Genomic DNA, 13,278 nt, shown 5'->3' with positions numbered 1-13,278 from the left:
AGTGATCTCGATTTTAGCTAATCATTATGCTAAAAGTGATTGGGACGTTGATATTTTGACTCTTCTTGATAGTAAAAACGACTATAAGCTTGATAATAGGGTGAAGGTAATATCAATAGCTGAAGAAGGTAAATCAAGAGCTAAACAGCTCCCTACTTGGCTAAAAGCTATTAGAAAATATATTAGCATGAATAAGCCCGATAGGGTAGTATCATTCATTGCTCGTATTAATATTATTACACTTTTATCATGTATAGGTTTAAAACAAAAAGTGCTAATATCAGAAAGAAATGACCCTAGAGCTGATGGACGTTCTCCAATTATTGCTCTTGCCACAAGAATCTTATATCCTTTAGCAGATAGAGTAGTTTTCCAAACTCAGTGGGCTAAGGAATGTTTTTCTAAGAGAATTCAACAGAGGGGTCTTATTATCCCTAATCCTATTAACGTTGAATTAGAAACATTAAAGCCTAGTAAAAAGAAGGGGATAATAGCAGTAGGAAGGTTAGTAGAGCAAAAAAATCATAGGTTATTAATTAGAGCTTTCAAAGTAGTGCACGATAAATTCCCTCAATATAAACTATATATATATGGCGAAGGTCATCTAAGAGAGGAATTAACTGGTCTTATTAAAGAGCTAGAGATGGAACAGTTTGTATTTCTACCAGGGCAGATTTCCAATATTCATCAAAAGATGGCAGAGTCGGAGATGTTTGTCCTTTCTTCAAATTACGAAGGGCTGTCAAACGCTTTATTAGAAGCAATGAGTATAGGGCTTCCAGTAGTTAGTACCGACTGTGCAGGATCGAATGAGTTAATTAGAGATAGAGAAAATGGATTGATAGTATCCAAAGAATCGGAGAAAAAGCTTGTAGATGCTATATCTCATTTAATAACAGATGAAACATTGAGAGAAAAGGTTGCATCCGGAGCTATTGCAGACTCTAAAAAATTCAGAAAAGAAGTAGTACTTAAACAATGGGTTAACACAATTGAGAGCTTATAGATGTGCTCTATAAATTAAGTGTTTTTGTTTTATTAAAATAATTTGGAGGTTTGGATGAAAAATATACTTTTTTCTTTAAAAGAAAGAAATCCAAGATTATCTAATAGAAAAAGAGCTGAGATGTACAGAGGCAAACTTGGAAGTATGGGAAAGAACTGTGAAGTATTTATGAAAGTTAGCTTTGGATCAGAGCCATACCTTATAGATATTGGAGATAACGTCCGAATTACCTATGGGGTTAAATTTATCACTCATGATGGTGGACTACATGTTTTAAGAAACCTGGATTTAGCAAACAATGGCGCTGTCTATGGTAAAATCCGAATTGGCGATAATACTTTTATTGGAAACGATGTTATTATACTTCCTGGAGTTACCGTTGGTTCTAATTGCGTCCTTGGGGCAGGTAGTATTATTACTCGCTCTATACCAGATAACAGTGTAGCAGCAGGCATTCCTGCAAAACCTCTAAGAACTATCCAAGATTATTATGAGAAGAACAAGCCTTTTTTACATGAAACTATAGGGATGAACTCTCTTCAAAAAAAGGAATATTTACTAAATGTGGCACCAGAGTTATTAATCAAAAAATAATTAGTTAAATTATAGATTGTGATGTGTTTATTTTGTTAGTGAATAGATTAAAAAGCATGGCTAGATTTGGACTGTTCACAGGTATATCTTTACTTGTTCAGGTTTTAGGAATGTTAACTAATATAGTCATTGCTGGAAAAGTTAGTGTCTCAGCTTTTGGAACATATACCTTAATTCTAACTGTTGTGGGTTTAATTTCAACATTTGCATTTTCATGGTCTTCATCAACTATTTCGTTTTATGGTAGCAAAGATATTATCAGAAATGGAAATATGAGGAGTACTATAAAAGTTAGAAATATTATCCTTTTAATAAGTTTCACTATTACAGGGATAGTTTTCTTTTTATTATCGAGTCAAGTAGACAAATATATAGGTTATGAATGTTCAATTTTAATATTTATTTGGGTTTTTGTTAAAGCGATTAATGAGTATATTACATACTATTTCATTGCTAGGGAAAAAAAGATAATATCATCAACAGTAAGCTTAATAGGAAGAGCTGCAAATATTATATTGCTGATTACGCTTGACTATAATTTACTACAATTAATATGGATATCTATAGCATGTGAGCTATTGACGTTAATAACTATAAGGTTTGTAGATAAAGAAGACATCGGAAATACACCATTTGACTATAACTATTTTAAAGAGTTATTAAATTTTTCTGCATGGCAATTTTCAGGTACTTTATCTATATATATTGTAAATTCAGCTGCTATATTGATAATAAATCATTATTTAGGCGAAAAAGATGTAGGAATATTTAATGCTGCATTTAAACTTTTTTCAGGAATATTTATTTTAGCAAATATTATTACATCTTATTATGTTGCTACCATATCTAGACATTTTCATAATGAAAATAGGACTGCAATTAAAAAATTCTATTACAATATAAGAACTTCTTTATTTGCAGCAGTATTAATAGGACACGTAATGTTATTTTTATTATCAAATTATATATTCGATATCCTTTATAACAATCAATATCATATGTCAGTTACTATATTTAATATACTCCTATTAGCCAGTTTATGTAGATATTGGACAGTTTTTCAAATGATTTATTTTAATATAAATAAGATGTATAAATTTCAACAACTATTAAATATGAGTAATGCGATTCTTATTGTCAGCCTTTGTATAATCTTGATTCCTAGGATAGGTATTGTTGGAGGAGCTCTTGCAACAACTATTTCCTCCTTAATTATAGCAATTATCTCTTCAATAGTTTGTGAGCCCAAGATATATACTTATGTAAAAAGTAATTTTGGAGGGAAATAGTAATGAAACAAAACTTGTCAATTATCATTACCAAGTTAGAAGGTGGTGGTGCTGAAAGGATGGCTTCTAATCTCTCTATTTTATTATCTGAAAAATATAATGTTTTTCTCATTGTATTTGATTCAACAGAGATAAAATATCCTTATGAAGGACAGCTAATTGATTTAAATATTCCAGCTTCCAATAATTCGTTGAGTAGGTTATTGAATTTATATAAAAGAGTTAAGGTAGTAAAGAAAATAAAAAAAGAACATAGCATCCATCATTCAATAAGTCTATTAGACGGTCCAAATATTGTTAATATATTATCTAAGTGTAATGACAAAATAATAATTTCTGTAAGAAATAGATTATCTTTTTTCATAAAATCTAGTCTTAAAAGGTTTAGGATTAGAGTCCTTTACAGTAAAGCTGATACTATAGTATCTCTATCTAAAGAGGTAGAAAGAGACCTTGTAGATGAATTTAAGATAAAGGGACAATTAATATCTACTATATATAATTCTTGTGATGTCGCTCATATAACTAAGCTTGCCAATGAAGATCTAGAAGATACTTACAAAGATCTATTTGATAATTATGAGGTTATAGTGACAGTAGGGAGATTAGAAGAGCAAAAGGCACATTGGCATCTAATAAGAGCATTTAAAAAAGTAAAAGAATCAAGACCAAATACCAAATTGTTGATATTTGGTAAGGGATCATTAGAACATCAGTTGAAGCAATTAGTCTTAGATTTAGGTTTAGAGGAAGATGTAATATTTGGCGGGTATGTTAAGAATACTTTTAAATATGTGAGTAGGTCTCAATTGTTTGTATTTTCCTCAATTGTCGAAGGGTTGGGAAATGTAATATTGGAAGCTATGGCTTGTGGATTACCTATAGTGTCAACCGACTGTGTAGCTGGTCCTAGAGAAATTATTAGTCCTAGTACAAATATTAGAAGTAGGGCTAATAGTATAGAACATGGAGAATACGGATTACTAACTCCAGTATGTGATGGAGTAATGTACGGTAGTAATGTTGATCTAACCAAAGAAGAATCTTTTCTTGCTCAAGCTATATTGGAAATATTAGGTAATGAAAAAACTAAAGAAAAGTATAAGAAAGCTTCTATAAATAGGATTACTGATTTCTCTCCTGAGGTCATATCTACTATGTGGACAGATATAATTGGTGGTGAGAAGAATGTTTATCATAATTAGTATATATATAATATTATTGTTTATTTTATCTCTTTTGGTAGTAAAACATTATAAAAAATACAAGAAAATAGATGTTTTTATAATTTTCACTTTAGTCTATTCACTCTATTATATTTTTATTCCTATTGTTACCAACTTATTTATTCATCAGATAGAACTAGAGACTAATAGAGTGAATTATCTTTATTATATACTTTATGCTTCAACTACAAATAAAGTATATGCATTAATATATACAATCTTAGGCTATGTATTATTTTTCATAGGTTTTAGGTTATCTAGGTCAGTAAATAAAAAGTCAACTGATAATTATATTGAACAGATTGATTTTTCAAACTCTAAAAAAAGAGTTGAGAAAGTCTTTTTATATTTTGGTTACTTTATGTTTTTTGGAGGAGGACTATCGTTTGCTTATATAATTGTAAGCTTAGGGGGTCTCTCCAGAGCTCTTCAGTTAGCAGACTATTTACGCAATCCCAACGTAGATAGTACACAATTTATTAGTCAGAATGTTTTATTCTTAAAAACACTAGGTGGACTTGTCCTTGGCGCACCGTATGCTTTTTTAGCAGCGTATTCTACAACAAGAAGAAAGCTTACAATCTTTTTGTTTGCTTCTTCAATGGTTATAGGCATTCTCTATGCTTTATTCTCAGCGGGTAAATTTGTTTTTTTAACATTCCTGGCAGGATTTATAGTTCATTTTTTAATAAAAAACAAAAGAATGAGAATATTTAATGTCATATTATTCTCAATTTTATGTTTCTGGCTAATTCCATTTTTAGATTTTTTATTTTCATACTTGGCAACTGATGGGAGTATAGAGTATACTAATGAGCCTTTTGAATTGTCTGGAGCAATTATACAATTTGCTTTTCCTTATTGTAACTTACTAAACGTACAAAATATTAACACTACTTTAGGTTTAAGGTGGGGCATTGATTTAATTAATTGGACATGGAATGTTTTACCAAGTATGATCTTGAGAATCATAGGTTTGAGTACTACAGAGGACTTATCTGATCGTATTACACTTTATTATTCCATATTTACTAGACAAACGGGAGGCACACCAGCTGATATGTTAACTCTGGTGATAAGTCAGTTTAGTACAATTGGTATGTTTTTGATGTTAGTTATAGGAATAGTTCTTAAGAAGGTTAATTCTATTATATGGAGATTAAATTTCAAAAAATTTTCATTCTTATATATAGGAATCTTAATTCTTCCATACTCAGCCATATTTAATTCAGAACTTGTTAACATCATTAAATATAGAATAAGTAACGTAATGCTATTGATAATGGTAGTAATAGTTTCTAAGTTAATACTTAAGGAGAATTTAAGAAAACAAAGCATTTTAAGGGAAGAAAATATACAAAAAAATAAAGAGGATGAGTTAATTGGTTAAGAAAAGAGACTTGAGAATTGATGCTCTACGTTTTATAGGAACATTACTAGTTATATTAGCTCATGTGGGGGCACCGGCTTGGATTCAAAATATCAGAACTTTTGATGTAGTAATGCTTGTACTAATCTCAGGAATGTCTATAAATAAATCTAGAAATATAAAAAATTATCCCATATATATATATCAACGATTAAAAAAGATGATCTTACCATTATATATTGTCCTAACTATAATTTTCTTAATTAACTTTGTAACGAGCATCCTATTTAATATAACATCTTCGGGTATTAATTCAAATGTTATTCTAGACTCTTACTTATTGTTAGATGGAATTGGATATGTATGGATAGTGAGGGTATTTCTCTTTGTTGCTTTGGTAGCTCCAGTATTTCCTTTAACTGTGAAAAAATTAAATACACTTAACTTTTTTATATCTCTAGGATCTTTGTATATCATATATGTAATAATATGTAATGTTTTCGTAGGTGATTCATCCCGATTGTTTAATTATTTCTTCATAGAAACTATCCCTTATATTTTGATTGCAGCTATAGGGTATAGAATATACCAAAATACAAAGGAGCAAAAGTATATATTCTTTTGGGCTATAATAGGTTTAGTTGTAGTAACAATATCTCATTTATTATCTAACCAAGATATCTTGCCTAATAATTATAAGTACCCACCTGGTCTCCAGTATGTTTTTTATGGCTTATTGGTATCTATTTTATTGTTTTTCATCATTGGAAAGTATGAAAAAATTCGCAACCTATTTGCTAATAGATTTGTAAAGTTTGTTTCAATTCATTCTTATGATATTTATGTAATTCATATTCTTTCATTATTCATCTATAATGCTTTTCAAAAATTACTGAAAATTTCTTTCAAAAATGATTTTATCTTCAAGTATTTGTTTGTTCTAGTTATAACTTTATTTATAGTATGGACAACAAAACAAATAGGGAATTTATTAAAGAGAAATAAGAAACTAGAATTCCTTCATTTTAGTAAGAGAAATACTAAATTATCTAGATGAAAAATTAAAGTATTATATACTAGAAGTTAAAAATGGAAGTCACTAAAGGGATTTTAGATGTAATAAATTCTTAAAGGACGGTGTAGTAATGTACAAAATAGCAGTAGCAGGTACAGGATACGTAGGCTTAGTAGCAGGTGTATGCTTTGCTGAGATGGGTCATCAAGTAACATGTGTAGATATTGATCAAGCCAAAGTGGAATTAATGAGGTCTGGTATTTCACCAATCTATGAAGCAAACTTACAAGACTTAATGATAAAAAATTATAAATCAGGAAATCTTAACTACACAACAGATTATCAATCTGCTTATAAAGAGGCAGAAGCTATTTTTATTGGTGTAGGTACACCAGAGCAACCAGACGGATCAGCTAATCTTTCTTATATTGCAACAGTTGCAAGACAAATTGCTGAGTCAGTAGAAAAAGATTGCTTAGTGGTAGTAAAATCTACAGTTCCAGTAGGCACTAATGATAAAGTAGAGCAATTCATTCAAGACTTTTTAGCGAATGATGTAAAAGTAGAAGTAGCATCGAATCCAGAGTTCTTAGCACAAGGATCTGCAGTACATGACACGTTATATGCGGAACGAGTTATCATTGGAACGGAAAGCAAATGGGCGGAAGAACTTTTAAAGAATATTTATAAACCATTTAACCTTCCTATTGTCTCAGTAAATAGAAGATCTGCTGAGATGATTAAGTATGCTTCAAATGACTTTTTAGCATTGAAAATTTCGTATATGAATGATATTGCAAACCTTTGTGAGTTAGTAGGCGCTGATATTCAAGACGTCGCTAAAGGAATGAGCTTTGACGATCGCATTGGTAGCAAGTTCTTAAATGCAGGTATTGGATTTGGTGGATCATGCTTTCCTAAAGATACAAAAGCATTAGAATACCTCGCAAAACAAAATGGTTACGAGCTAAAAACGGTACAAGCTGCTATCGATGTAAATAAAGAGCAAAAGACATTGCTTTATAAGAAAGCGAGCCGTCGACTTATTACGTTTAATGGCTTAAAAGTTGCTGTATTAGGTTTGACATTTAAACCAGGGACAGACGATTTACGTGAAGCTGCTTCTCTTGAAAATATTCCTTTATTATTAGAACAAGGTGCGGATATCTATGCGTTTGACCCTGTTGGAACAAATAACTTTGCAAAAGTACACCCCGAAGGTCGGCGTAGAAGAGGAAGCATTACATACGTATCTAATGTTGAAGAAGCCATTAAAAATGCAAATGTTTGCTTTATATTTACAGAATGGAGTGAAGTAAAATCCATTGCGCCAAGCATGTATAAGGAACTCATGAGAACACCATTAGTTTACGATGGACGAAACATCTATAACGTAGATGAAATGGAGCAAGCACAGGTAGAGTATCATTCTATTGGAAGAAAAACAGTAGAAAGAAAAAACATGAAGGAGTCGAATGAACGTGAGGTACAATCAGCTGGATACTAATAAAACCTATCTTATTACAGGTGCTGCAGGGTTTATTGGCTACTTCTTATCTAGAAAATTATTAAGGGAAGGCTGTAAAGTTGTAGGAGTTGATAATGTTAACGATTACTATGAGGTCAAGCTAAAACGTACTCGTTTAGAACAGTTAGAGTCATATGAGAGATTCACTTTTTTAAAAGTAGATATTTCAGACAAGGAAGCTCTTACTAACGTATTTAAAGAGTATGCACCCAACATTGTAGTAAACTTAGCTGCACAAGCAGGTGTACGTTATTCGATTGAAAATCCTGATGTATATATGCAAAGTAATGTTATTGGCTTCTATAATATTCTTGAGGCATGCAGACATTATCCCGTAGATCATCTAATTTATGCTTCTTCAAGCTCTGTTTACGGTGCCAACAAGAAGGTTCCATTTGAAGAAAGTGATTTTGTTGATCATCCAGTATCACTTTATGCGGCAACTAAGAAATCTAATGAACTAATGGCTCATACTTATAGCCACTTATATAAAATTCCAGCTACAGGACTTCGATTCTTTACAGTATATGGGCCGTTAGGACGCCCAGATATGGCTTATTTTGGATTTGCCAATAAGTATTTTGCAAATGAACCAATTAAGATATTCAATAACGGTGACTTTGAGAGAGACTTATATAGGGATTTTACCTATATTGATGATATTGTAGAAGGTATTGAACGTTTACTTTCTAATCCTTCAGTTGGAGAAGATATTGTCCCTCACAAAGTGTTTAATATTGGAAATAATAATCCAGAGAAATTAATGGTTTTTATTGAAACTTTGGAAAAATGTTTAAGTAAATCTTTAGGTAGAGAGGTAGTATTTGAGAAAGTATTTGAACCTATTAAACCGGGGGATGTTCCAGCTACATATGCCTCGACAGATTTACTTAAAAATGCTGTAGATTTTCAGCCAGAGACTTCAATAGAAGAGGGTTTACAAAAATTCTCTGATTGGTATGTGGGGTATTATGCCAAGAGATAAATAGTATTCTAAAAATAATATTTCGAGATGAATGAAGCCGAAGGCCCAAAGTGAATAGCATTGAGATTGACAGGTGGTCAAAGTTAATTCAATAAAACAGCAAAATAAAAGTAAATAATTTTATTTTACTGTCGATATAAAAATGGCGAAGAGAGTTAAGGGCTGTAAATTTTTAGTTATAGTTTACAAAAACCCATAGTTAAAACAACTTTTGTGAATTATAATGAAAAGTATACAGATTTTTTAGAAGTTACTAAGTTCGGAGGTCAACTATGGAAGAGACAATTAGTTTGCGAGAGTTGTTTGCAGTGCTGCGTAAGCGTCTTTGGCTTATTGTACTAATTACAATTATCGCTGCAACCGTAAGTGGAGTGATTAGCTTTTTTGTGCTAACGCCTGTGTATGAATCAAAAACACAAATTTTAGTCAATCAAGCGAAAAACGATCAGCAGCTGTATAATACACAAACTGTTCAAACAAACGTACAGCTTATCAACACCTATAATGATATTATTACAAGTCCGGCTATCTTAGATAAAGTGGTGAAAGAGTTAAAACTTGATACGTCCGCTCAATCTCTAAGTGGTCAGATACAAGTAACAAGTGCTCAGAACTCGCAGGTAGCACGGATTGTCGTACAAGATACAAGCGCAAAACGTGCAGCTCAAATTGCAAATACAACAGCTTCTGTTTTTCAAAAACAAGTGCCTAAGCTTATGAATGTAGACAATGTCAAAGTGCTGTCAAAAGCAACGGTTGGTGAAAGTGCTAGTCCAATCAAACCCCAGCCGCTTTTAAATATTGCGATTGCAGTAGTAGTTGGTTTAATTATAGGTATTGGACTTTCATTTTTACTTGAGTACTTAGACAACACGTTAAAAACCGAGCAAGATATTGAAAATATTCTAGACCTTCCTGTCATTGGAGTCGTCACGAATATTAAAGATGTGCCTAAGCCAACAAACGTATCGCGACCAGATGTAGCTGCTCGTGTACCGCAAAGAGGTGAGACGTATGGCTCGTAAAAACAAAGCTCAAAAAAATGATAAAATGCTGACGTTAAAAAGACGTTTGCTAGCTCATAACAGTCCAAAAGATCCTGTAGCAGAACAGTATCGTACGATTCGTACAAATATTCAGTTCTCAAACGTTGATCAAGACATTAAAACGATTGTTGTCACATCAAGCGGTGCTGAAGAAGGGAAGTCCACAACGACTTCTAATCTAGCAACGGTTTACGCGCAGCAAGGTTTAAACGTATTACTCATTGACGCTGATTTACGTAAACCAACGGGTCATTACACGTTCCGATTAGAAAACCACATTGGTCTTACGAATGTATTAACTCGTCAGTCTACGTTAGCGCAAGCGGTTCAAGAATCAGAAATTCCTCATCTTTCTGTTCTAACAAGCGGTCCGATTCCACCGAATCCATCTGAACTGCTAGCATCTGTTCAGATGGCTGAGTTGTTAAAAGAAATGAAAGAGCAGTTTGATATGATCATTTTTGATACGCCTCCGATTTTAGCTGTAGCTGATGCGCAGATTTTAGCGAATCAAGTAGACGGCACAATTTTAGTAGTCAGCAGCGGTAAAACAGAGAAAGACGCTGCGTTAAAATCGAAAGAGCTGTTAAGTAGTGCGAAAGGCAAACTGCTTGGGGTTGTGTTAAATAACCGCAAAGTAGAAGAAGGTAACTACTATTACTATTATGGTAGCAATTAATTAAAGCCTCCCCGCTAGCTTTTGCTAGCGGGGAGGCTTTTTGGCGTATTTTTATAGAAGAAACGTATAAAAAATTATGACTATTGTTATAGAAAGTTTAAAATGTGAGATTTTTCATAGGTGAAGTATTTATAAAGAATTAGTAAAATTTTTCTATTTGTTCATGTATTGGCAAGATAGCTAAAAAGTAGGTTTTTCTCGGTAAACAGCGCTTTTTAGGGCTTGTTCAGTAGTTCAAATGAAATGAATAGATTTATTCAGACTATTCTTAAATATTTACAGGGCGTTGATTTGCAGATGTTTCGACAAAAAAAGACATAGAAATACATGTTGTAATATGCTAACATAAGTATTGCTTTAATTAGGTCTTAAGAAGGATAGGGGTGAGGGTAGATGATTGACTTACATTGTCACATTTTGCCTAATGTCGATGACGGTTCTGCAAGTAGTGAGATGAGTATCGAAATGGCAAAGCGGGCGGTATCAGAAGGCATTACGGCTATTGTTGCTACGCCTCATCATCAGAATGGCAGATATCATAATGAAAAAGAAGCTATTTTACAGAGTGTTGAACAGTTAAATGGTTTATTACTTCGTGAAGGGGTGCCATTAACCATTTTACCTGGTCAAGAAAACCGTATTTACGGTGAAATCTTGGAAGACTATCATCAAAACAAAATACTCACTTTAAACAATACGGGAAAATACTTGTTTGTTGAATTTCCTTCGAGTCAAGTCCCTCGATATGCGGAGCGGCTGCTGTTTGATATTCAATCACAAGGAATCATCCCTATTATCGTCCATCCAGAACGAAACAGCCGGTTGTTAGAAGATCCTGATCTTCTCTATAACTTTATTAATAAAGGAGCATTAGCTCAAGTTACAGCTTCTAGCTTGGTTGGACACTTTGGAAAGAAAATAAAGAAATTTTCTCACCAGTTAATAGACGCCAACCTCGTGCATTTTGTTTCCTCAGACGCCCATAACCTCCAACATCGCTCTTTTCATATGCAAGAGGCGATTGATGTGATTGAAAGTGAGCATGGAAGAGACTATTATTATATGTTTCTAGAAAATGCTCAATGCGTCGTCGACGGAACACAGTGCTACAAAGAGTCTCCGGAAAAAATTATGCGGAAAAAGTTTCTAGGTATTTTTTAATGCCTAGAGGGTAGAAGCTATTGAGCAGTATAGAAATCATGAAAGAATTTGATCATTTACCTAAGAGTGTAAAAAAGGCTGTGCGGTATATTTACCAAGATGCATCTTACGATCAGCTGCTGATTTTAAAGAAACATTTAGCACATGCCATTCAGCAGAAAGAACAAGAACTTTATAAAAAAAGAGACTAGTATTTTCTATTAAAAATACTAGTGCTTTTATACATAATTTAATGAAACTAGGTGACTACATTGCAACAGCGTATTAAAGTAATGACGATTTTTGGAACACGTCCAGAAGCCATTAAAATGGCTCCCCTTGTATTAGAATTAAATAAACGTTCAGAAGAATTTGAATCTATCGTGACAGTAACAGCTCAGCACCGTGAAATGCTAGATCAAGTGCTGCGTGTGTTTGACATTACACCGGATCACGACTTGAACATTATGAAGGACCGTCAAACGCTTATGGACGTAACAACACGGGGACTTCAAGGACTAGATCAAGTCATGAAAGAAGTTCAGCCTGATATCGTACTGGTACACGGCGATACAACAACAACCTTCATCGCAGGTCTTGCGGCTTTTTATAATCAAATTAAAGTAGGTCATGTAGAAGCGGGTCTTCGTACATGGAATAAATATTCTCCGTACCCAGAAGAGATGAACCGCCAATTAACAGGTGTATTAGCGGACCTTCATTTTGCTCCTACTACAAAGTCTGCTCATAACTTATTGCAAGAAAACAAAAAAGAAGAAACGTTATTTATTACAGGAAACACGGCAATTGATGCATTAAAAACAACCGTGTTAGAAGAATATTCTCATCCGGTATTAGATCGTGTAGGAAATGACCGTTTAATTTTATTAACCGCTCACCGTCGTGAAAACCTTGGTGAACCAATGCGTAATATGTTCCGTGCGATCAAACGAATTGTAGAGGAGCATGATGACGTACAAGTCGTCTATCCTGTGCATTTAAATCCTGTTGTTCGTGAATTGGCAGATGAAGTGTTAGGAAATGATCCTCGCATTCAATTAATTGAACCTCTAGAAGTAGTAGACTTCCATAATTTCGCTTCACGTGCTCATATCATTTTAACGGATTCAGGCGGCGTGCAAGAAGAAGCTCCTTCATTAGGTGTGCCGGTATTAGTACTTCGTGATACAACCGAACGTCCTGAAGGTATTGAAGCTGGAACGTTAAAGCTTGCAGGTGTAGAAGAAGAAACGATTTATTCACTTGCTAAAGAGCTTTTAACAAATGAAGAAGAATATGCACGTATGTCTAAAGCATCGAATCCGTATGGCGATGGCCTTGCTTCAAAACGTATTGCCGATGCAATTAGTGAATATTTTAATGCTCAAAATAAGTAATTAG

General features: G+C 33.2%; 13 protein-coding genes. All 13 read left to right on the top strand.

The window, feature by feature from the left end; genetic code table 11:
- A partial coding sequence (locus N178_RS14845; protein ID WP_152640852.1) for a glycosyltransferase occupies nucleotides 1–1,006 on the top strand: 1,006 nt, incomplete at its 5' end.
- Nucleotides 1,007–1,060: 54 nt separating this feature from the next.
- Nucleotides 1,061–1,600, top strand: a complete 540-nt coding sequence (locus N178_RS14840) for an acyltransferase (RefSeq protein WP_045293137.1) — start codon at nucleotides 1,061–1,063, stop codon at nucleotides 1,598–1,600.
- Between the two features lie 56 nt (nucleotides 1,601–1,656).
- On the top strand, nucleotides 1,657–2,889 hold the full coding sequence (locus tag N178_RS14835; RefSeq protein WP_045293135.1) for a lipopolysaccharide biosynthesis protein: 1,233 nt from the start codon (nucleotides 1,657–1,659) through the stop codon (nucleotides 2,887–2,889).
- 2 nt (nucleotides 2,890–2,891) lie between these two features.
- Nucleotides 2,892–4,094, top strand: a complete 1,203-nt coding sequence (locus N178_RS14830) for a glycosyltransferase (protein WP_045293134.1) — start codon at nucleotides 2,892–2,894, stop codon at nucleotides 4,092–4,094.
- Nucleotides 4,078–5,505, top strand: a complete 1,428-nt coding sequence (locus N178_RS14825) for a hypothetical protein (protein WP_045293132.1) — start codon at nucleotides 4,078–4,080, stop codon at nucleotides 5,503–5,505. Before N178_RS14830 ends, N178_RS14825 begins: the two co-directional genes overlap by 17 nt.
- Nucleotides 5,498–6,541: an acyltransferase family protein gene (locus tag N178_RS14820; RefSeq protein ID WP_045293130.1), complete on the top strand. Its 1,044-nt coding sequence runs from the start codon at nucleotides 5,498–5,500 to the stop codon at nucleotides 6,539–6,541. Before N178_RS14825 ends, N178_RS14820 begins: the two co-directional genes overlap by 8 nt.
- A gap of 88 nt (nucleotides 6,542–6,629) precedes the next feature.
- Nucleotides 6,630–8,006, top strand: a complete 1,377-nt coding sequence (locus N178_RS14815) for a UDP-glucose dehydrogenase family protein (RefSeq protein ID WP_045293127.1) — start codon at nucleotides 6,630–6,632, stop codon at nucleotides 8,004–8,006.
- Nucleotides 7,981–9,012, top strand: a complete 1,032-nt coding sequence (locus N178_RS14810; protein WP_045293125.1) for an SDR family NAD(P)-dependent oxidoreductase — start codon at nucleotides 7,981–7,983, stop codon at nucleotides 9,010–9,012. The genes N178_RS14815 and N178_RS14810 overlap by 26 nt, the downstream gene beginning before the upstream one ends.
- 272 nt (nucleotides 9,013–9,284) lie before the next feature.
- Complete coding sequence (locus tag N178_RS14805; protein WP_045293124.1) at nucleotides 9,285–10,037, top strand: YveK family protein; 753 nt, start codon at nucleotides 9,285–9,287, stop codon at nucleotides 10,035–10,037.
- Nucleotides 10,027–10,737: a CpsD/CapB family tyrosine-protein kinase gene (locus N178_RS14800; RefSeq protein ID WP_045293123.1), complete on the top strand. Its 711-nt coding sequence runs from the start codon at nucleotides 10,027–10,029 to the stop codon at nucleotides 10,735–10,737. Before N178_RS14805 ends, N178_RS14800 begins: the two co-directional genes overlap by 11 nt.
- A gap of 393 nt (nucleotides 10,738–11,130) precedes the next feature.
- On the top strand, nucleotides 11,131–11,898 hold the full coding sequence (locus N178_RS14795; RefSeq protein WP_045293122.1) for a tyrosine-protein phosphatase: 768 nt from the start codon (nucleotides 11,131–11,133) through the stop codon (nucleotides 11,896–11,898).
- 20 nt (nucleotides 11,899–11,918) lie between these two features.
- Nucleotides 11,919–12,089: a hypothetical protein gene (locus N178_RS26755; protein WP_157876213.1), complete on the top strand. Its 171-nt coding sequence runs from the start codon at nucleotides 11,919–11,921 to the stop codon at nucleotides 12,087–12,089.
- A 60-nt stretch (nucleotides 12,090–12,149) separates the two neighbouring features.
- Nucleotides 12,150–13,274: a non-hydrolyzing UDP-N-acetylglucosamine 2-epimerase gene (gene wecB, locus N178_RS14790; RefSeq protein ID WP_043979857.1), complete on the top strand. Its 1,125-nt coding sequence runs from the start codon at nucleotides 12,150–12,152 to the stop codon at nucleotides 13,272–13,274.
- Nucleotides 13,275–13,278: the final 4 nt, after the last annotated feature.

The organism is Priestia aryabhattai B8W22 (assembly GCF_000956595.1).
Classification (GTDB): domain Bacteria; phylum Bacillota; class Bacilli; order Bacillales; family Bacillaceae_H; genus Priestia; species Priestia aryabhattai.
This window is presented reverse-complemented; position numbering and strand designations above follow the sequence as displayed.